This window comes from Rhizobium sp. NZLR11 (assembly GCF_019685115.1).
Classification (GTDB): domain Bacteria; phylum Pseudomonadota; class Alphaproteobacteria; order Rhizobiales; family Rhizobiaceae; genus Rhizobium.
The window spans coordinates 143,720-163,153 of the sequence record NZ_JABDWD010000013.1 but is presented as its reverse complement, the minus strand read 5'-3'; the positions used below and the strand labels follow the sequence as shown (position 1 = coordinate 163,153).

General features: G+C 62.2%; 19 protein-coding genes and 1 tRNA gene. 8 read left to right on the top strand and 12 right to left on the bottom strand.

What is annotated here, in order from left to right:
• Positions 1 to 3 precede the first annotated feature (3 nt).
• From HJB83_RS22110 to HJB83_RS22100, 3 genes are all read left to right on the top strand, one after another.
• The gene (locus tag HJB83_RS22110) at positions 4 to 1,860 is read left to right on the top strand and encodes a CHASE2 domain-containing protein (protein WP_221132636.1); all 1,857 of its coding nucleotides are present in this window, start codon (positions 4 to 6) and stop codon (positions 1,858 to 1,860) included.
• Between the two features lie 97 nt (positions 1,861 to 1,957).
• A complete protein-coding gene (locus tag HJB83_RS22105; RefSeq protein WP_221132635.1) occupies positions 1,958 to 3,973 on the top strand; it encodes a DEAD/DEAH box helicase in 2,016 nt (671 codons plus the stop codon).
• A gap of 147 nt (positions 3,974 to 4,120) precedes the next feature.
• Positions 4,121 to 4,789, top strand: a complete 669-nt coding sequence (locus HJB83_RS22100; RefSeq protein WP_207580533.1) for a methyltransferase — start codon at positions 4,121 to 4,123, stop codon at positions 4,787 to 4,789.
• A 10-nt stretch (positions 4,790 to 4,799) separates the two neighbouring features.
• Here the strand turns inward: HJB83_RS22100 and glp are convergent, their stop codons facing one another.
• Genes glp through HJB83_RS22075 form a run of 5 tightly spaced genes read right to left on the bottom strand, consistent with a single transcriptional unit; the run spans position 4,800 to position 10,260 of the window.
• Positions 4,800 to 6,023, bottom strand: a complete 1,224-nt coding sequence (glp, locus tag HJB83_RS22095; RefSeq protein WP_221132634.1) for a gephyrin-like molybdotransferase Glp — start codon at positions 6,021 to 6,023, stop codon at positions 4,800 to 4,802.
• Positions 6,020 to 6,517 carry a cyclic pyranopterin monophosphate synthase MoaC gene (gene moaC, locus HJB83_RS22090; RefSeq protein ID WP_221132633.1) on the bottom strand — a complete coding sequence of 166 codons (498 nt, stop codon included), beginning with the start codon at positions 6,515 to 6,517 and terminating at the stop codon, positions 6,020 to 6,022. Before moaC ends, glp begins: the two co-directional genes overlap by 4 nt.
• A 1-nt stretch (position 6,518) precedes the next feature.
• Positions 6,519 to 7,331 (bottom strand): indole-3-glycerol phosphate synthase TrpC, encoded by an 813-nt coding sequence (gene trpC / locus HJB83_RS22085; RefSeq protein ID WP_207580530.1) that lies wholly within the window; start codon positions 7,329 to 7,331, stop codon positions 6,519 to 6,521.
• Between the two features lie 10 nt (positions 7,332 to 7,341).
• The gene (trpD, locus tag HJB83_RS22080; protein WP_221159585.1) at positions 7,342 to 8,358 is read right to left on the bottom strand and encodes an anthranilate phosphoribosyltransferase; all 1,017 of its coding nucleotides are present in this window, start codon (positions 8,356 to 8,358) and stop codon (positions 7,342 to 7,344) included.
• Positions 8,359 to 8,367: 9 nt separating this feature from the next.
• Positions 8,368 to 10,260: a peptidylprolyl isomerase gene (locus tag HJB83_RS22075; protein ID WP_207580528.1), complete on the bottom strand. Its 1,893-nt coding sequence runs from the start codon at positions 10,258 to 10,260 to the stop codon at positions 8,368 to 8,370.
• 219 nt (positions 10,261 to 10,479) lie between these two features.
• On the opposite strand from HJB83_RS22075, the gene HJB83_RS22070 reads away from it, so the two are divergent.
• Complete coding sequence (locus tag HJB83_RS22070) at positions 10,480 to 10,761, top strand: hypothetical protein (protein ID WP_026188395.1); 282 nt, start codon at positions 10,480 to 10,482, stop codon at positions 10,759 to 10,761.
• Positions 10,762 to 10,834: 73 nt separating this feature from the next.
• Here the strand turns inward: HJB83_RS22070 and HJB83_RS22065 are convergent, their stop codons facing one another.
• Both HJB83_RS22065 and HJB83_RS22060 read right to left on the bottom strand, forming a co-directional pair.
• Positions 10,835 to 11,089: a GlsB/YeaQ/YmgE family stress response membrane protein gene (locus tag HJB83_RS22065; RefSeq protein ID WP_207580527.1), complete on the bottom strand. Its 255-nt coding sequence runs from the start codon at positions 11,087 to 11,089 to the stop codon at positions 10,835 to 10,837.
• 546 nt (positions 11,090 to 11,635) lie between these two features.
• Positions 11,636 to 11,773 (bottom strand): hypothetical protein, encoded by a 138-nt coding sequence (locus HJB83_RS22060; protein ID WP_207580526.1) that lies wholly within the window; start codon positions 11,771 to 11,773, stop codon positions 11,636 to 11,638.
• Between the two features lie 87 nt (positions 11,774 to 11,860).
• On the opposite strand from HJB83_RS22060, the gene HJB83_RS22055 reads away from it, so the two are divergent.
• The 3 genes from HJB83_RS22055 to HJB83_RS22045 all read left to right on the top strand — a co-directional run bounded on the left by HJB83_RS22055 (position 11,861) and on the right by HJB83_RS22045 (position 14,341).
• Entirely contained in the window at positions 11,861 to 12,016 is a 156-nt protein-coding gene (locus HJB83_RS22055) for a hypothetical protein (RefSeq protein WP_018495827.1), read from the top strand.
• Between the two features lie 503 nt (positions 12,017 to 12,519).
• Entirely contained in the window at positions 12,520 to 13,392 is an 873-nt protein-coding gene (locus HJB83_RS22050) for a transglutaminase family protein (protein WP_207580524.1), read from the top strand.
• 106 nt (positions 13,393 to 13,498) lie between these two features.
• A complete protein-coding gene (locus tag HJB83_RS22045) occupies positions 13,499 to 14,341 on the top strand; it encodes a transglutaminase family protein (protein WP_207580523.1) in 843 nt (280 codons plus the stop codon).
• Here the strand turns inward: HJB83_RS22045 and HJB83_RS22040 are convergent.
• Complete coding sequence (locus HJB83_RS22040) at positions 14,328 to 14,552, bottom strand: alkylphosphonate utilization protein (RefSeq protein ID WP_207580522.1); 225 nt, start codon at positions 14,550 to 14,552, stop codon at positions 14,328 to 14,330. The genes HJB83_RS22045 and HJB83_RS22040 overlap by 14 nt on opposite strands.
• Positions 14,553 to 14,671: 119 nt before the next feature.
• Entirely contained in the window at positions 14,672 to 15,565 is an 894-nt protein-coding gene (locus HJB83_RS22035) for a LysR family transcriptional regulator (protein ID WP_221116005.1), read from the bottom strand.
• A 132-nt stretch (positions 15,566 to 15,697) separates the two neighbouring features.
• Between HJB83_RS22035 and HJB83_RS22030 the strand changes: the two genes are divergently transcribed.
• Complete coding sequence (locus HJB83_RS22030) at positions 15,698 to 17,134, top strand: MFS transporter (protein WP_221116004.1); 1,437 nt, start codon at positions 15,698 to 15,700, stop codon at positions 17,132 to 17,134.
• A gap of 424 nt (positions 17,135 to 17,558) precedes the next feature.
• Here HJB83_RS22030 and HJB83_RS22025 read toward each other — a convergent pair.
• The 3 genes from HJB83_RS22025 to HJB83_RS22015 all read right to left on the bottom strand — a co-directional run bounded on the left by HJB83_RS22025 (position 17,559) and on the right by HJB83_RS22015 (position 19,422).
• Positions 17,559 to 17,648: transfer RNA gene (locus HJB83_RS22025), tRNA-Ser, on the bottom strand.
• Between the two features lie 193 nt (positions 17,649 to 17,841).
• Positions 17,842 to 19,011 (bottom strand): GGDEF domain-containing protein, encoded by a 1,170-nt coding sequence (locus tag HJB83_RS22020; protein ID WP_221132632.1) that lies wholly within the window; start codon positions 19,009 to 19,011, stop codon positions 17,842 to 17,844.
• A 207-nt stretch (positions 19,012 to 19,218) separates the two neighbouring features.
• Positions 19,219 to 19,422: a hypothetical protein gene (locus HJB83_RS22015; protein WP_207580518.1), complete on the bottom strand. Its 204-nt coding sequence runs from the start codon at positions 19,420 to 19,422 to the stop codon at positions 19,219 to 19,221.
• Positions 19,423 to 19,434: the final 12 nt, after the last annotated feature.

Below are 19,434 nucleotides of genomic sequence, written 5' to 3'. Positions count from 1 at the left end.
TCGATGAACCATCGCCTGCAGACGGTGATCGCGCTGTTTTTCGCCGGCCTTTGGGGAGCTGCGCTCGGCTATGCCAATCTCACTGCCGGAAGCGGCCTTCTCGACCGGATGGAGGCCTCGCTCACCGATATCCGCAGCGTTATCGTCGGGGCGAAAACACCGCCTCCCGGCGTCTCGATCATCGCCATCGACGACCGCACCGCGGCGTCCCACGGTTACCCCCTTGATCGGGCCACACTTGCGCGCCTTGTCAGCGCAATTAACGCCTTGAAGCCGAAGGCCCTGGCGCTCGACATTCTGCTGGTCGATCCCGGGCCGGAGGAGGGCGATGCGGCGCTGGCTACCGCCCTTGCCCAGGGGCCGAGCGTGATTGCGGCCGCAGCCACCTTCACCAGAAGCAGCCAGCAGGTCACCGATGCCGCCAACGATCCGCTCGCCGCCATCCCCGAGGCAGGTCAGCTTCTGTTGCCGCTTCCCCGCTTTGCCGAGGCCGCCGCCGTCGGCATCGTCAATGTCGCAACCGACCAGACCGGCACGCCGCGTTACATTCCGCTGATCTCACGCGCCGCGGATCGATTGGATCCGGCCTTTCCGCTGCGCGCCGCTTCGGTGGCGCTCGGCGTCGACCCCAGCATCGAACCCGATGCCATCATGCTCGGAAAGCTGCGTATCCCCACCGATATCGGCCAGCGGCTGCCGGTGACCTTCTATGGCGGGCACGGCAGCATCGCCACCTTCAGCGCGGCCGATGGGCTGGATGACACGCTTTCGGCCGATGCGGTTGCCGGCCGCATCGTCGTCATCGGCTCGACGGTCACCGGCGGCGGCGACGTCTTCCCGACGCCGTTCGATCCGGTTATGCCCGGCGTCGAGGTGATGTCGACGGCGATCACCCATCTCGTCAGCGGCGATGGCATGGTGCGCGACCACCGGATAAGGCTGATCGATGCCGGCATCGCCGTCGGCCTGCCGATCGTGCTCGTTTCGCTGATTGCTTGGCGACGGAGTGCTATGGGCTATCTCATCATCGTGTTGACGCTGATCGTCTGGGCGCTGCTCAATCTTTCGGCCTTTGCGCATGGTTATTGGCTGAGCGCGGCGCTGCCGATCGCCGCAGCGCTGCCGCCGGCGCTGATCTTCGGTGCAGCCGAACTCTGGCTCGACCGCGGCCGCGCCCGCCATTTTGCCGAGCAGAGCGCGTTGCTGCAGCGCATCGAGGCGCCCGGCCTCGGCGAGTGGCTGGCACGCGATCCAAATTTCCTCGCCGCACCGGTGCGCCAGAACGCTGCCGTCATCTTCATCGATCTCTCGGGTTTCACCGGCCTCAGCGAAAACCTCGGCCCGGTCAAGGTGAGCGAGGTTCTGAGCGGATTCTTCGAACTGGTCGATGAGGAGGCGCGCGCCCACGGCGGCGCCATCACCAGCTTCATGGGCGACGGGGCGATGATCCTGTTCGGCCTGCCGGAGCCTGCCGATGACGATGCCGCCCGGGCCGCTGCCTGCGCCGTCAGCCTGTGCGAGCGCACGCGGGCCTGGCTTGGATCGCACGGAGGCTTCGCGGAGAAGAGGATCGGCTTCAAGGTCGGCGCCCATTGCGGCCCGATCGTCGCCTCGCGCCTTGGCACCGGCGACCGGCAACAGATCACCGCGGCAGGCGACACCATCAACGTCGGCAGCCGCCTGATGGAGGTCGCCGCCCGCCATGGCGTCGAGCTGGCGCTGAGCGCCGAAATCGTCCGCGCGGCCGGCCCCGACAGCGCGTTGCTGCAGGCGGGTCGCATGGAGGGTCCGTTGGAAACGACGCTGCGCGGCCGGGCAAGGCATATCGACGCGTGGCTGTGGCGCAGCCGCACGCTTTGACAATCGCGGCGGGAGCGGCTAGGAACGGCGCAAATACCCGCCGGCTGGCTCCGGCCATGGCGCATTTCGCGCCTGACAGCTCCGAAAGATCGAACTCATGACAGAATTCAACGGCGTCGTTCCGGCGATCGCCAAGGCGTTGCAGAAGCGCGGTTACGCCGAACTCACCCCGGTGCAGAAGGCGATGCTCGATCCGGCGCTTGCCGCTTCCGACGCGCTGGTCTCGGCCCAGACCGGTTCCGGCAAGACCGTCGCCTTCGGCTTGGCGCTGGCACCGACCCTGCTTGAGGATAGTGAGCGTTTCGGCAATGCCGGCGCCCCGCTGGCGCTCGTCATCGCCCCGACACGTGAGCTTGCCCTGCAGGTAAAGCGTGAGCTCGACTGGCTGTTTGAGATGACCGGCGCGGTGATCGTCAGCTGTGTCGGCGGCATGGACATTCGCAGCGAGCGCCGGTCGCTCGAACGCGGCGCCCATATCGTCGTCGGCACGCCCGGCCGGCTCTGCGACCATATTCGTCGCAGGGCGCTCGACATGTCGGACCTAAAGGCCGCCGTGCTCGACGAGGCCGACGAGATGCTCGATCTCGGCTTCCGCGAAGACCTGGAATTCATTCTCGATGCGGCGCCGGACGAGCGCCGGACACTGATGTTTTCGGCAACGGTGCCGGCGGCGATCGCCAAGCTTGCCAAAAGCTATCAGCGCAACGCCGTGCGCATCAGCACCGCGGCCGAGGCAAAGCAGCATGTCGACATCGAATATCGCGCGCTCATGGTAGCCCCCAGCGACCGCGAGAATGCGATCATCAACGTGCTGCGTTATTACGAGGCGACCAACGCCATCGTCTTCTGCTCGACGCGCGCCGCCGTCAATCATCTGACCGCGCGCTTCAACAACCGCAATTTCGCCGTCGTGGCACTCTCCGGCGAGCTGACGCAGAACGAACGCACCCACGCGCTGCAGGCGATGCGCGACGGGCGCGCCCGCGTCTGCATCGCGACCGACGTCGCCGCTCGCGGCATCGACCTGCCGGGCCTCGATCTCGTCATCCATGCCGATCTGCCGACCAATCCGGATACGCTGCTGCACCGCAGCGGCCGCACCGGCCGTGCCGGACGCAAGGGCATCAGCGCTATGATCGTGCCGCTGAATGCACGGCGCAAGGCGGAGCGCTTGCTCGAGAATGCCGGAATTTCGGCTGCCTGGGCGCGGCCGCCGTCGGCCGAGGAGGTCAATGAGCGCGACGACGAGCGGCTGCTCGCCGATCCGATCTTCAGCGAAGCGCCGCAGGAAGAAGAACAGGGGCTGGTACAGCAGCTACTCGCCAGCCACGGAGCCGAAAAGCTAGCCGCCGCCTTCCTGCGCCTCTACCGCACCAATCATTCGGCGCCGGAAGACCTCCTCGAGGTTACCGTGCAGGACGATCGCAGCCGCAAGCGCCGCGACAATGCCGAGCCGTTCGAGCCGGCACAGAGGGGACCGCGCGAGGATTTCGGCGCCAGCGTCTGGTTCTCCGTTTCGGTCGGACGCAAGCAGAATGCCGAGCCGCGCTGGCTGATTCCGATGCTCTGCCGCAACGGCAATGTCACGAAGCGCGAGATCGGTGCGATCAAGATGCAGCCTGAGGAAACCTTTGTGGAGATCGCAGCAGCGAGTGCCGAAAGCTTCCTGGCAGCGATCGGACCGAACAAGGCGCTCGAACGCGGCATCCGTGTGACAAAGCTTTCCGGCACGCCGGATTTCAGCCGGGCGCCGTCGCCAAAGCCCTATGCCGGCAAGTCGTCGCGTGACGAGCGACCGGGCGACACATTCCGCGAGGAACGCCCGAACAACAAGTTCGGCAAGGCTCCGGGCGGCGGATATGCTGCAGCTGACAATAGCGGCCAGCAAAGACAGGACACCAAGCCCTGGAGCAAGAAACCGGGCAAGCCCGGCTTCGATGGCCCGAGATCCGATAAGCCTAAATTTGATGGGCCGAAATTCGACAAGCCAAAATACGACAAGCCGAAATTCGAAGGCGGGAAATCCGAAGGCGCCAAATCCGAACGCCCGAAATATGAAGGCAAGGGCGGCGCCGGGCCGAAGGGCAAGTTTTCGAAGAAGAAGCCCGGCTGATTGCGCCGCAGGCCCTTCGCCGGTTCAGGCGGAGGGCTTTATCTGACGGCTAGCCGCAAGCGGAATTTCTCGACGGCGGCATGCCGCATCTCGCCATGAAGAGCTATTGAATCGTTAGTTTTATAGCGGGCCAGGAGCAGGACGACGATGAAACGCTCCGGCATTCCACGTCCCGATCCGGCCGCCTTCATCCAGGCCAATCTGCCAATCTCCCCCGTTCCGGCCATTTCCGAAATCCTGCTCTATATGGCAGGCCCTGCGAGCGGGCTCTGGCGACTTGCCGGCCGGGGAGAAACCGATCCGCCGCCCTACTGGGCTTATCCCTGGGCCGGCGGCGCCGTGCTTGCCCGCCATCTGCTCGATCGCCCCGAGGTGGTCGCGGGGCGCCGCGTCCTCGACCTTGGCGCCGGCTCCGGGCTCGTCGCCATCGCGGCGGCGAAGGCCGGAGCTGCTACGGTCACGGCGGTCGATGTCGATGCCAATGCCATCGCCGCAATCGGTCTCAACGCGGCGATCAACGGCGTGAAGATCGTAGCCGTCGCCGCCGATATCATCGAGGCGCCGCCGCCGGAGGAGACTGATCTCGTCGTTGTCGGCGACCTGTTCTACGATCCCGCACTTGCCTTGCGGGTGATGGATTTCTTGCAGCGTTGCCAAGCGAGCGGCATCGAGGTGCTGATCGGCGATCCCGAGCGCGCTTATCTACCGCAGGGACACCTTAGGCGAATCGCGACCCATGCGGTCGCAGATTTCGGCGCGGGTACGGGGGGCAAGGTGGTGCCGGCAGGCGTCTTTTCACTTGCCGGAGATGGCTGAAAGGCTGCGATTATGCCAGAAGATCCGGCCGCAACAGCATGACCGGGCAGGGCGCTCCAGCCGGTAGCTCCGGTGCATGCGGCGGGCGGATGATCAGGCAATCGGCTTGCGCAAACACCTTCATCATCGACGAATCCTGTTTGTCGAAGGGTTCGGCGAGCCAGTTCCCGGCGGCGGATTTCGAGAGTTTCGCCCTGATATAGTCCTGGCGGTGGTCATTGACGCGCAGCGTGACGGCTGCCTCCACCATTGTCTCGCGCCGCACCGGCGGCAGGGAGGCGAGTTTGCGGATCAGCGGCTCCAGGAAGAGCAGCGAGCAGACGAGGCTCGATACCGGATTGCCGGGCAGGCCGAGCACATGGGTCTCGCCGAAGCTGCCGACCATCAGCGGTTTGCCGGGACGCATGGCGATGCGCCAGAAATCCAGCTGCATGCCGGCCTCGATCAGCGTCGCCTGCACCAGATCGTGGTCGCCGACCGAAGCGCCGCCGAGCGTGACGATGACATCGGCCTCGGCGTCTCGCGCCGCGTCGATCGCCGCGGTGATCCTGGCTTTGTCGTCCGGGACAATGCCGAGATCGAGCACCTCGGCGCCGGCTTTGCGGGCAAGGGCTGCAATACCGAATGTATTGGATGCGATGATCTGCGACGGGCCGGGCGCGCTTCCGGGCGGCAGCAATTCGTCGCCGGTCGCAAGGATGGCGATCAGCGGGCGTTTGAGAATCTCGACATCGGGCCGGTTCATGCCGGCAGCGACCGTCAGCCGCGAGAAATCAAGCACTGTGCCGGCCGACAGCACGGCTTCGCCTTCGGCAAAATCCTGGCCGCGGGGACGCACATGCTGGCCCTGCCGCACAGGAAAATTGGTTCGGATGCCGCCTTCAGTCTTCTCGGCATCCTCCTGCAGAAGGACGCTGTCGGCGCCTGCGGGAACTGGGGCGCCGGTGAAGATGCGGACGGTCTCGCCTTTGCCGACCTCGCCTCGGAAGGCATGGCCGGCGGCGGAGGTGCCGATCAGCTTCAGCAAGGCGCCCGGCTCCGGCGCGTCTTCGCGACGTAGGGCGTAACCATCCATAGCGGAGGAGTTGAAGGGCGGCTGGGTCAGGCCTGCCTTGAGATCGACGGCCAGGACGCGGCCTTCGGCATCGATAAGTGGCAGCGTTTCAGAGGCTTCGACGGGCTTGGCGCGGGACAGGAGACGGTTCTGCGCCTCGGCGACCGGGAGAAGGTTCATCTCGCCTCCGGATGACGGAAATTGCCCGACTTGCCGCCGGATTTTTCGAGCAGCCTGACGCCGCCGATCTCCATTGTCTTGTCGGCGGCCTTGGCCATATCGTAGATCGTAAGGCAGGCGACCGAGACGGCGGTCAACGCCTCCATCTCCACACCGGTCTTGCCGGTCAACTTGGCGGTTGCCGTGACGCGCAGACCAGGCAGGGCGGCGTCTTCCTCGATCTCGACGGTCACCTTCGTCAGCATCAGCGGATGGCAGAGCGGGATGAGATCGGCGGTACGTTTTGCCGCCATGATGCCGGCAAGGCGCGCCGTGCCGATCACATCGCCCTTCTTGGCATTGCCTTGTCGAATGAGCGCGAGTGTTTCCGGCGCCATCTTCACATAGCCCTCGGCCGTGGCGATACGCAGCGTCTCGGCCTTGTCGGAAACGTCGACCATATGCGCCTCGCCGGAGGCATCGATATGCGTTAGGTTAGCCTTTCCGCCGCTCATATCATTCGGCCGCGATGGCGGCTTCGCCAAAGAGCAGCGCGCGGGTGGCGGCCGTCACGTCATCCTTTCGCATCAGGCTTTCGCCGACAAGGAAGGTGCTGATATCGACGGCCTGCAGGCGCTTGCAATCGGCATTGGTGAAGATGCCGCTTTCGCCGATGAGGAGCCGGTCTGCCGGAACCATGGCGGCCAGCGTCTCGCTGACAGTCAGGCTGACCTCGAAAGTACGCAGATTGCGGTTGTTGATGCCGATGAGCGGCGAGGACAGTTTTAGCGCCCGCTCCATCTCCTCGGCGTCGTGGACCTCGACCAGCACGTCCATGCCGAGGGAGAAAGCTTCGTCCTGCAGACGCTCGGCCTCGTCATTAGAAAGCGAGGCCATGATCAGCAGGATGCAGTCAGCACCCCAGGCGCGCGCCTCATGCACCTGATAGGTCTCGAACATGAAATCCTTGCGCAAAGCGGGTAGACCGCAGGCGGCCCGTGCCGTCGTCAGGAATTCCGGCGCACCCTGAAAGCTCGGCGTATCGGTCAGCACGGAAAGGCAGGCCGCGCCACCGGCTTCGTAGGCCTTTGCCAGCGCCGGCGGATCGAAATCCGAGCGGATCAGCCCCTTCGACGGGCTCGCCTTCTTGATCTCGGCGATCAGACCGAAATTGCCGGCGTCACGCTTGGCAGCAAGGGCGCGATGGAAGCCACGCGGGGCGGACTGGCCGGCCTGCATCGCCTTCAGGTCGGCAAGCGACACCGCAGCCTTGGCGGCGGCGATCTCCTCACGCTTGTAAAGTTCGATCTTCTTCAGGATATCGGTCATCGGGGTAATCCTAGTCGATATCGTTGGAAACGGCGATGAGTTTGTCGAGAGCGAGCGCGGTGGCGCCGCTATCGAGCGACTGCGCCGCGAGCGTCATGCCGTCGCGAATCGTTTCGACCTTGCCGGCGATCACCAGCGAGGCGGCGGCATTGGCAAGCGATATATCGCGATAGGCGTTCTTCGCGCCGCTGAGCACCTCGCGAAGCGCTGCGGCGTTGGCGACACCATCGCCGCCCTTGATGTCGGCAAGCACGCTGGGGCTGACGCCGAAATCGCCGGGCGACAGCTCGAAGGTGCGGATCTTGCCGTTTTCGAGTGCGGCTACCTTGGTGATGCCGGTCGTGGTGATCTCATCGAGGCCGTCGCCATGAACCACCCAGACGCATTCGGAGCCGAGATCGCGCATGACTTCCGCAAGCGGCACCAGCCATTGCGGCGAGAAGACCCCCAGCAGCTGGCGGCGGACGCCGGCCGGACTGGAGAGCGGCCCGAGCAAGTTGAAGATGGTGCGGGTGCCGAGTTCGACCCGGGATGGGCCGACATGGCGCATGGCGGAATGATGAAGCTGCGCGAACATGAAGCCGACGCCGGCCTCAGTGATGCAGCGGGAAATGATCTCGGGGCCGACATCGAGCTTGACGCCGAGTGCCGCCAGATTGTCCGCCGCACCCGACTTCGAACTCAGCGCCCGGTTGCCGTGTTTTGCGACGGGGACACCGGCGCCGGCGACGATCAGCGCCGCCAGCGTCGAGATATTGTAGGTGCCGCTGGCATCGCCGCCGGTGCCGACGATGTCGATCGCATCGGCCGGAGCCTCGACGGTCAGCATCTTCGAGCGCATCGCGGTGACGGCGCCGACGATCTCGTCGACGGTTTCGCCACGCACGCGCAGCGCCATCAGGAAGCCGCCGATCTGCGAGGGCGTCGCCTGGCCCGACATCAGGATGTCGAAGGCGGCGCGAGCCTCGTCACGCGTCAGCGGCTCGCGGCTTGCGGCCTTGGCCAGGAACGGCTTCAGATCGGTCATAAAGGCCTCCTAACGAAGCGTCGCCTGTTCGGCGAGCGTCTGGTTGATCTGCGCGCCGTACTGCGTCTGCAGCAGGTTGACCATCTGATCGAGAATATCGTCGCCGGCGGCATTGGCCATGGCGGTGATCTGGGCATCGCGGTTGTTCAGCGCATCGCTGGTCGGCTCGCTGTTGACCTCTGTGACCTTCATCAGGATCTGCGTCGACGGATCGGCGCCGACAGCGCTCGCGACCGTATCGATGGGGCCGGAGAAAGCGGCGGTGACGCCGGCGCGGCCAAGCACCGGATCATCGGTTGAGCGGGTGACGCCGCTCTTGCTTTCGACGGCGATGCCGAGCGGCGTTGCGATATCGGCAAGCGCGGTGCCCTTGGCGGCTGCGGCCTTCAATTCGTCGGCCTTCTTGGCAAGTTCGGCTTTCTGCTGTTCCGCCGTCCAGTCCTCGACCGCCTTTTCGCGCACCTCGGCGACCGGGCGCTCGCGGGTCGGCGTGATTTCGCGGACGTTGAACCAGACATAGCCATCATTGCCGATCGGCAGCGGCGGCGCATCGACGGCGACCTCGGTCTTGAAGGCTTCGCCGAGCAGCTGCTGCTTGACGGGAATATCCTTGACCTCTTTGCCGTCCTTGTCTGCGCCGGTCATATCGACGGCGTCGACGGCCACGGCCTTCAGCTTCAACTGGCCGGCGATATCCTCGAGCGTGGCGCCGCCGGCGCGCAGATCCTCGATGCGGTCATGAACGTTGATCACTTCCTGAGAGGCATTGGAAAGCGCCAGCTGCTTGCGGATGTCCTCCTTCACCTCGTCGAAATTCTTGGTCGTTTCCGGCTTGATGTTGGTGATGCGCAGGATGACGGAACCGAAGGAGCCCTCGACCACAGGTGTCGTGCCGCCATCGCGCGAAACCGCGAAGGCCGCATCGGCAACAGCCTGGTCGGGAACCTTGTCCTTGGTGAACTCGCCGAGCAGTACGTCGCTTGCCGTCTTGCCCTGGTCGGAGACCAGTTGATCGAAGCTGGTGCCGCCCTTCAGGGCCGTTTCGGCGGCGGTGGCAAGATCCTTGCTGGTGAAGGTCAGCTGTTCGATGGTGCGGCTTTCCGGCGTGCGGTAGGTATCCTTGCTCTTGTCGAAGGCTTCGTGGATCTGGTCGTCGGCGACCGTCGCTGCGTCAGCGATATCGGCGGGCTGCAGCTTGAGATAGACGAGCTTGCGGTACTCAGGCGCCTGGTAGCGTTGCTTCACACCCTCGAACCACGCCGCCAGCACGTCGTCGGCAGGCGCCTTGATCGGCTCGATATTGGCGTTGGTGAGCAGCAAATAGTCGACGCTGCGGCTTTCACCGCCATAGAGCTTCAGGGCGTCGACCAGCGTCTTCGGAGCGGTAAAGCCGTTCGAGATGGCATCGACGACCTGGCTGCGGACGGCGACCTTGCTGCGCTCCTTGATGTAATCATCCTGGCGGATATTGGCATTGCGCAGGCGCGAGATGAAGAGTTCACGGTCGAACTTGCCGTTGACAGCCTTGAATGCAGGATCATCGGCGATCAACTGGGCGAGGCGATCTTCGGACAGCCCGAGGTTCATTTCTTCGGCAAGCTGATCGAGCGAGGCGCCGGCGACGAGCTGGGCCAGCACCTGCTGCTCGACGCCGAAGGCGCGGGCCTGTTCCGGCGTGAGGCGCGTGCCGAACTGCTGGCTGAGGCTTGCCACCTGGCGCTGGTAGGCGAGGTGGAATTCGTTGACGTCCACATGCTGATCGCCGACGGTCACGACCGTGGTGCTGTTGCTGCCGGTAATCAGCGACCGGGAGACGCCCCAGATGCCGAAGGACGCGACCAGCAGAAGCATCAGCAGCTTGGCGACCCAGGTCTGAGCGGCTCTTCTCAGGATATGGAACATAGAAACGCAAACCTCGCAGTATCATTAACCCGCGCGCGGGCGGACATTTGACGTTCCTTAGAACAAACGCGACAGGAAATGAAGGGTTTGTCGCGCGAAAAGCTGCGCCGGGCGGCGGCGGCGGCGTGGCGGCTCTGCGGCGAACAAAAGATCGGTTGCGGCGGAACCTTTCGGGCCGCCATTTCGTTGAAGCCGCATCCCATGAAACAGGAGCAGACCATGGCTGAATTGAAAACCGCTTCCGCCGAATCCACCGCTGCGCGGGTCAAGGCCGATATCGCAGCAGACGATCTGTCGGCGCAGGTCGCGGCCCTTCGCAACGATCTCTCCCGGCTGACGGAAAGCGTGGTCGCGCTCGGCCAGGGGGCAAAGTCGGCGGTGACCGACGAGGCATCGCTGATGACGGAACAGCTGCGCGACAAGGTTCGTGAAGAACCGCTGATGGCGCTCGCGGTGACGGCAGGCATTGCCTATGTTTTCGGCCTGCTGAGCCGCCGCTAGAAAGAATTCAGGACAATGAAAAGCCGGGCGCAATGATAGCCCGGCTTTCGATGTTTGAAGGCTAGCGCGACCTTCAGCGGCGGATGACGCGCCCGATGAAAATCAGGATGCAGGCACCGATAAAGCCGGTGATCAGATAACCCAGCCAACCTGCAAGCGGCTGGATGTGCAACAGACCCAGGATCCAGTTGGCGACGATGGCGCCGACGATGCCGAGCAATATGTTCATGAGCAAGCCCATGCTGCTGCTCATGACCTTTTCCGCCAGCCATCCGGCGATGCCACCGATGATGATGGCTGCAATCCAACCCACGCCTGCGTTTTCCATGATTATCTCCCTCCTGGCAAAACGAGTCACAGAATGCACGAATCGAAGGGAAGTTCCACTCCCAGTTACGAGATTGCTTGCGAGTTCAGCAACTTATGTGACTTACGGCTGCAGCATGGTAACTGGGGACTCCAACGCGTGGATAGCAATCTGAAACAAGAGGCCAGCAATGGCAAGTATTGCAAATCCCACCGGCATGATCAGGCTTTTGCTAAACATCGTTCCTCTCCCCTTTGCATAAAGCATAAGCGGAAGCGGACGGCGCGCAAGGATATTGTTAATGGATAGTTAAACGTGACATTTAACTAAAATTAAATACATTCGATAATGGTTTAAATGCTTGTATAAATTGAAACGTTTCTTGTCTAATATTTAGGGGTGCACTGACGGATAAGCTGCGTTTATTGTGCCAATCTTAATCTCCGTCGTGTCGTCGGTGCTATGAACGTCTGAAGTCCGTCGCATCAAAATAATTCATGCAACGCGTTTTAGCGCTTTGTTTTAATGCATGGGGTTCTGCCGGCACCGCTACACACCTCCGGGCGATTATGTCCGGTGAACGACGAGCATGAAGACGAGGAAGGACGCTGTCGCGACGGTCGCGGCGAAGGCAATCTGATAATCCATGTCGTTGATCCCGGTTGGATGGCTTCTGTAAACGCCGCTCGCGCCATAGAGTTCCATATGCGATCCGCACCGAAGGCCGGCGGATTGATTTTGGCAGGAAATGCATCATCTTTCCCTGATCGCCACTCCATCTGGGGAAACTCGATGTCAAAAGCTGCAATCGCCATCGCCTGCATCTGCCTGCTCACGCTTTCCGGCTGCGGCAATACCGCATACGGGCTGAAGAAGGATGGGCAGGAGGCGAGCCACGCCATGGACAATGCGACACATCGGGTGCTTTCGGCAGGTGCCAAGAAGTGAGACGTGCGCCAATATTCTCGCGGCAGGCGAAGAAGGGTCAACGGCGAAAAAAGCCCGCCTGGGGTGAGGCGGGCTTGCAATAACAGGGAGAATGGACGGATAGACGCCGTCTCGGCTAATGAAGCATTTCCTTAAGCGTATGGCTTTACGTCATTCGACGTAACCGCCACCGTGGCGACAGCGATGCGTTCAAGTCTAATCCAATCAGAAGTTGCCCCAGTTCTGGGCGCGGGCACGGGCGCGAATAATCCGGTATTCGCGACCGCCATAGAGCGAGCCGATTGTCAGCAGAAGCGTCAGAACGTCCCAGATGATATGCATTTTATCCTCTTAGGTTGGACGGCTCTGCCGTCGATCGCTTGATGTAGAATAGCAATTTTTCGAATGTGCTTATATGACAAGAAATCGGGATGAGCGGCGAAGCGGCGAGGGCGCCTCCGTAGAGGAAGAGCGGCGTCGCCGTCTTGGAGCAAGGAAGTGAAAAGATTACCGGACGGCGGCCGATGACGATTTTTTCCGTCCGCCACATCACGTCCTATCGGTACGTCAGGGCGGTCGATTTCGGCGAGCATCGCCTGATGTTCCGGCCGCGCGACAGTTTTGACCAGCGGCTGATCGAAGCGTCGTTGACGATATATCCTAAGGAAAGTCATGTGCGCTGGATCCACGATGTTTTCGGCAATTGCGTGGCGCTCATCGATTTTTCGAGGCCGGCGTCCGAGCTTCGTTTCGAAACCTGGATCACGCTCGATCACACACCCCAGGTCGCCCTTGATCTCAAGGTAGACGACCAGGCCCTGACCTATCCATTCTCCTACGACAAGGACGAAATTGCCGATCTGACGCCGGCGATGCAGCGCCATTATCCCGACCCCAACGACGATGTCGGACGCTGGGCGCGCCAGTTCGTGCGGCAGGGACGTCCGACAGAGACCGGGCATCTGCTGATGACGCTCTGTTATGCCATTCGGGAAAGCTTCGTCTATGCGCGCCGGATGGAGCACGGAACGCAGACGCCGCAGCAGACTTTGCAGCTTCGCTCCGGCACCTGCCGGGATTTCGCGCTGCTGATGATGGAGGCGGCACGCGTCCTCGGCCTCGCGGCGCGGTTTGTCACGGGTTATGTCTATGTTCCCGATCGCGACGGCTCCACCGTGCTCGGCGGCGGTTCCACCCATGCGTGGTGCCAGATTTATCTTCCGGGCGCCGGCTGGACGGAGTTCGATCCGACCAATGGGATCGTCGGCAACCGCGATCTCATTCGTGTCGCCGTTGCCCGCGATCCGCGCCAGGCAGTCCCGTTGAGCGGCAGCTATGATGGGGATGGGACGGATTTCGACAGCATGACGGTGCAGGTCAACGTCACCACGAAGTAATATCGGACATCCCGAGTTTTGCGGCGACAGCCGCGGCTGCGGGAACCGGGCAGCGCGATCCACGTTGCATAGTCACGCCACCTATGTGGGACACAAGGAAGCCACAATGAAGATACGCGCCGGGTTTCATTTGGGCTATGAATGTACGCAGCCGACACCGATGCTGCTCGTCCTCAATATTCATCCCTCCCGTCGCGCCGATCTTCTCAGCGAGCAGGTGCTGACATTCGACCAGCCGATCGAGGCCTGGGGCTATACCGATGTGTTCGGCAATGCCTGCAGCCGGATCGTCGCCCCGCCAGGCCTTACAACGATTTCCACGGAATTCGAGATCTATGACAGCGGGCAACCGGACATAGTTCCCGACGATGCCATCCAACATGCGATCAATGACCTGCCGGACGATGTGCTCGTCTTCCTGCTCGGCAGCCGCTATTGCGACACCGACAGGCTTGGCGATTTTGCCTGGGCAACATTCTCGTCGACGCCGCTCGGCTGGGCGCGCGTCCAGGCGATCTGCGATTTCGTTCATGACCACATCACCTTCGACTACCAGAAGGCCGATTTGCTGCGAACCGCGCATGGCGGCTTCACCGACAAGGCCGGCGTCTGCCGCGACTTTGCCCACCTCGCCATCGCGCTTTGCCGATGCATGAATATCCCAGCCCGATACTGCACCGGTTATCTCGGCGATATCGGTGTCCCGATCGATCCCAATCCAATGGATTTCAGCGCCTGGTTCGAGGTTTTTCTCGGCGGCCACTGGCATACGGTCGATGCCCGCCACAATAGGCCGCGCATCGGCAGGATACTGATGGGGACCGGCCGCGACGCCACCGACGTCGCGATGTCGACGGCCTTCGGCCCGGCAACGCTCTCCCGCTTCGAGGTGATCACCGAGGAAGTGCCGCAGGACGGGGCGGGCGAGGCCGATCCTATGCCTTCTTGAGGAATTCCGTTTTCAACACCAGACCCTTGACCTGCTTGGTGTTGCACTCGATCTCGCCGAGATTGGAGGTCAGGCGAATGCCCTTGACCAGCGTTCCGCGCTTCAGCGTCTCGGAGGTTCCCTTGACCTTGAGGTCCTTGATCAGCGTCACGGAATCGCCATCGTGAAGCTGGCTTCCGTTGCTGTCCTTTACGATGATGTCGTCGGCCATGATGTTTCCGCCTGATAATTCGCCTGATGATCTTGGGCGCGGGAAATCACGTCTACAAGGGATAGTCAACCATTGCGAACGGATCGATCACTCGCCGGTCAGTTCGACGTGGCCGCCGATCACCCCGCCGCGCAAGCGTCCCGAACGCAGCCGCGCAGCCAGCGATGGGCCGGATCGGCATCCATCCGGGGATGCCACAGCAGTGAAACGGTGATCTCAGGGGTCGGAACCGGCAGGGGAAAACTGTGCATCCCCTGGCGCAAAGCTCCGGTGTGCCGTTCCGGCACGCTGGCGATCAAATCCGACGCGCGGGCGAGAGCCAGCGCGGTGGAAAAACCGCCGACGATGGTGGCAATCTGCCGTTCCAGCCCGAGCGCATCAAGGGCTTCATCGATCGCGCCCTTGTCGAGCCCGCGCCGCGAGACATGGATGTGCCGGCCGGCCGCATATCGGGAGGGTGTGACATCGTCCCGGCAAAGCGCATGCCCCGTTCGAACGACCCCGATGAAGCGGTCGCGGAACAGGGCCTGCGCCCGCACCTCCGGGCCCATCGTGTCGCCGACGACACCGGTTTCCAGGTCGACGCTTCCGTCGCGCAATGGGGCGCTGTCCTTGTCTGGCTTCTGCACGAAACGCAGCCGCACGCCGGGCGCATCACCACCGAGGCGGGCGATAAGATCGGGTCCGAAGCTCTCGGCGAAGCCCTCGCTGGCGCGCAGCGTGAACGTTCGGACCAGGCGTTGAAGGTCGAGCGCCTCGGCAGGGCGCAGGACCGTTTGCGCCTCCTCGACGATCCGGCCGACCCGTTCGCGCAGTTCGAGCGCCCGGGGCGTGGGGACGAGGCCGCGGCCGGCGCGCACCAGCAGCGGATCGCCCGTCGTTTCGCGCAATCGCGCCAGCGCCCGGCTCATCGCCGACGGGCTGAGCCGCAGCCTTTGGGCCGCACGCGCAACGCTGCCTTCGGCAAGCAGCACATCCAGGGTGACAAGCAGGTTGAGATCGGGTGTCGACATACATCCGATATAACACTGTTTGATGTGGCGCCAAACGCATCAATACAATGCAAATGCTGCGCGTTTCGCCATATCGGCCGGAGCGTTATGTTTCCTTCGCTCCGTTTCGGGAGCAGTAACGAGGAGTTCACGGTGAAGCCGATCATTGCAGAGCCAGGCGAGGCCGGTGTCGAACGCACATATTCCGTCCGTTGGGCACTCACCAGTCTTTCCCTCTCCATGTTGTTGCCATCGCTCGGCACCAGCATCGCCAATGTCGGCCTGCCGAGCCTGGCGCGGGCGTTCAACGCCTCCTTCCAGGACGTCCAGTGGATCGTGCTCGCCTATCTCCTTGCCATCACCACGCTGATCGTCAGCGTCGGGCGGCTCGGCGATATTACCGGCCGCCGCCGGCTGCTGCTCATCGGCATCCTGCTCTTCACGCTGGCCTCGGTCGTCTGCGGCCTTGCACCGACGCTGTGGCTGATGATTGCGGCGCGCGCGCTACAGGGTCTGGGCGCGGCCATCATGATGGCGCTCACCATGGCATTTGTCGGTGATACGGTGCCGAAGGCGAGGACCGGGAGCGCCATGGGGCTGCTCGGAACGATGTCGGCGGTCGGCACGGCTCTTGGGCCGTCGCTCGGCGGGCTCATGATCGCCTCTTTCGGCTGGCCGGCAATCTTCCTCGTCAACGTACCGCTCGGCATTGCGACCTTCGTTCTCGCCTATCGTTATCTGCCGGACGAGATCGGCGGACAGAAGAAGAAGGATCGGGCCGGCTTCGATACATTGGGCACGCTACTGCTTGCCCTGACGCTTTCGGCCTATGCGCTGGCAATGACGGTCGGGCATGGCAGCTTTGGCCTGTTGAACCTGGCACTGCTGCTCGCCGCCGGCTTCGGCGCCGCTCTCTTTGTCTTCGCCGAGGTCAGAACGGCATCGCCGCTGATCCAGGTGGCGCTATTCCGCAATCGCGTGCTCACCGCCAGTCTGGTGATGAACGCGCTCGTTTCGACGGTCATGATGGCGACGCTGGTGGTCGCGCCCTTCTATCTCTCCCGTGCGCTCGGGCTCAACGAAGCGCTGGTCGGAGCCGTCATGTCGATCGGTCCCGTCATCTCCATCCTCAGCGGTGTCCCGGCCGGTCGCCTGGTCGATCGTCTGGACGCGCCCTTCGTCATTGCCGCAGGGCTCGTCGCCATGGCCGCCGGTTCCATCGCTCTCGCCGTGCTGCCCGGAATCGCCGGCTACATCACCGCCATCGCTGTGCTGACGCCTGGCTATCAGCTGTTCCAGGCAGCCAACAACACGGCTGTTATGGCGGATGTCCGCGCCGACCAGCGCGGCGTCATCTCCGGCGTGCTCCACCTGTCGCGCAATCTCGGGCTGATCACCGGCGCATCCGTCATGGGAGCCGTGTTCGCGTACGGATCGGCAGCATCCGAGATCGCCGCGGCGCGTCCCGAGGCCGTGCATTCAGGCATGCAGATCACCTTCGCTGTCGCAGCGGCATTGATCGCTACGGCGCTTGCCATCGCGGCGGCGACCTACCGGCGCCGAACCAATTCCGATTTAACTATGCAATAAGGGATCGAAACTTAGACCAAGGTCCGATCGATCCCGGACTTCGTGCCCATGGCAACTCACGGTCACCGTAATAGATTTTGCGGCATTGGTGGAGTTGCGGGGTTTTGCGGTGACGAAGATTTTCGTTTTGGGAATGATACTGATGCCGGTTATCTTCTGGGGTTCTGTTGGCCTCTGGGTCTACTCGCTGTTTTCGTGAGTGGGGCGGCGTCTTCAGCTGCCGGTCACGCTATATCCAGGCCGTAAATCCCTTTAATCGGGTTGCACCGCGACCCTACAAAACATCTCGGACACGCCCTCCGGCATTGTAAGAGCTATTGCCGGCCGTCAGCTTGCAAGCTTTTCCAGCAATCTATGATTTCAGGCCGGATGGACCGTCATTCTGAGATCATGCGAGGGAGTAAAATCCTGCCGACTGGCGGTATGGCGGAAGAGGTGGGATTCGAACCCACGGTACGGTCTCCCGCACGCCGGTTTTCAAGACCGGTTCCTTAAACCACTCGGACACTCTTCCATCTGATTGAAAGGTTAAGAAATCACATTTCGTTGATTTCTTCCAACCGGCTGTTAGTGCCGGTTTGCGACCCAATCACTCGATGGCTGGGTTTTAGCAGCTTTGATCGCAGCGTCAACTTGCTCTGTAGCATATGCCGGCATTCCGCTATGGCGTGCCAGTCAGTCTGAGCGTGACCGAGCTCCAGTGTTTGTCAGCCTGCGCGGGCCGATCGCAGTTCCAGTGCAGGGGTGCTATTGGTCAACCCGATGCCGGTGAACAACTCCACCCGGTTGCGACCGTTATTTTTGGCACTGTAAAGCGCCTGATCCGCACGCTTCTGGACGTCCTGTTCCGTGAGGCCCGCTTCCCACAGCGCCACACCTGCGCTGACGGTCAGTGAGACCTGTTTTCCGTCGAAGACGAGACTCAAGGCGTTGACCGCCTCACGTATCTGCTCCGCGAGTGCGAAAGCAGAGGCCTCGGTTTCGCCGCGAAGGAAGAGGCTGAACTCCTCGCCGCCCAGCCGACCAAAGACGCTGGACTGGGGTATGCTGTCAGCAATCGTCCGAGCAACATTTACGAGAACAACATCACCTTTGTCGTGTCCGAACCGATCGTTCACACTCTTGAAAAAGTCGATATCGATAAGGACGAATGCGTCTCCGGGTCCGAGGCCTTTAGGAAGCGAATTGAAGAAATGCTGCCGGTTGGGAACGCCGGTCAGCATATCGGTATTGGCAAGTCTGGTTAGCTTCTCTTCGGCTCGTTCCTGCACGAGCACGAGCACGAATAGAGCCACTGCGAAATGACAGATGATCAGCAAAAAGAATGCGTAGCGCGGGGGAAGAGGCGCATCGTTGGGAAAGATGAAACCGACCACGACCAACGCGGACGTCGCTACAAAAATAGCCGCGGAAAGACCGAGCCGCGCGGTCAGACGCTCGTCGAAGAAGTCGCGGGCGATCACGAACCCTGACAAGGCAAGCAGAATGGCGGCGTTGCCGTTGAACACGGATGCTCTGAGCCCGTTGTCCAAATACCACGGCGTGATCGCGGCACTCAGCGTCAGAACGACGGGCAGGAGCAACGGCCACCAGTCTCGAAGAGAGCTATGACGCCGGCTGAGGCCGAAAAGACCCACCGCCATCAGCCCGTAACCATTGGCGCCAAGCGAAAAACTCCAGAATGTTCTGGCATCATTGGACATGTGAAGGCGCTCATCCAGACCGGCGAGCGTTGAGGCGATCGCGAGCAAGGAGAAACCGACGGCAAGTACGCCGAGCCCTGGCGTCGCTCCAGAACGCCATCTCACGTAAAAGAAGCAGATTGCCCCCACGATGAAGGAAGACTTGTGTAGAAGAAGGACTGTCGCAAGATCCATTGCCGGAACTCGATATGAGATGAGAAGCGGGGTTGGAATAGCGGCTAAAATCTACTTTTCGATGAACGCCGCGCGACAATCCAACGGAAGAAAGCGCTGTTCTTTCAGATACTGCCGGCAAGCTTTGGACGCCAATGGGAGTTTGCGTTTGGCGCATATCTCGTTGCCGCTGCAAGCTCTGTGTGAATTGCGCCGGAGACATCAGATCTAACGTCCGTCAGATCCGAGGCCCTTTGGACCGTTGAGTTGGTTCATATCCTCGCAAAGAGATCGAACTGCCGCCATCGTCACCGCGAGTGCCGACATCAGGATTGCGATGTCGTTGTCTTGATCTGGCTGAGAAAGCGCGCGAGACCGGGCATGCAACTGCTGGCTGACCGTCTCGAGCTGCATAATGATTTCATCGTTCATGGTGATCCTCCA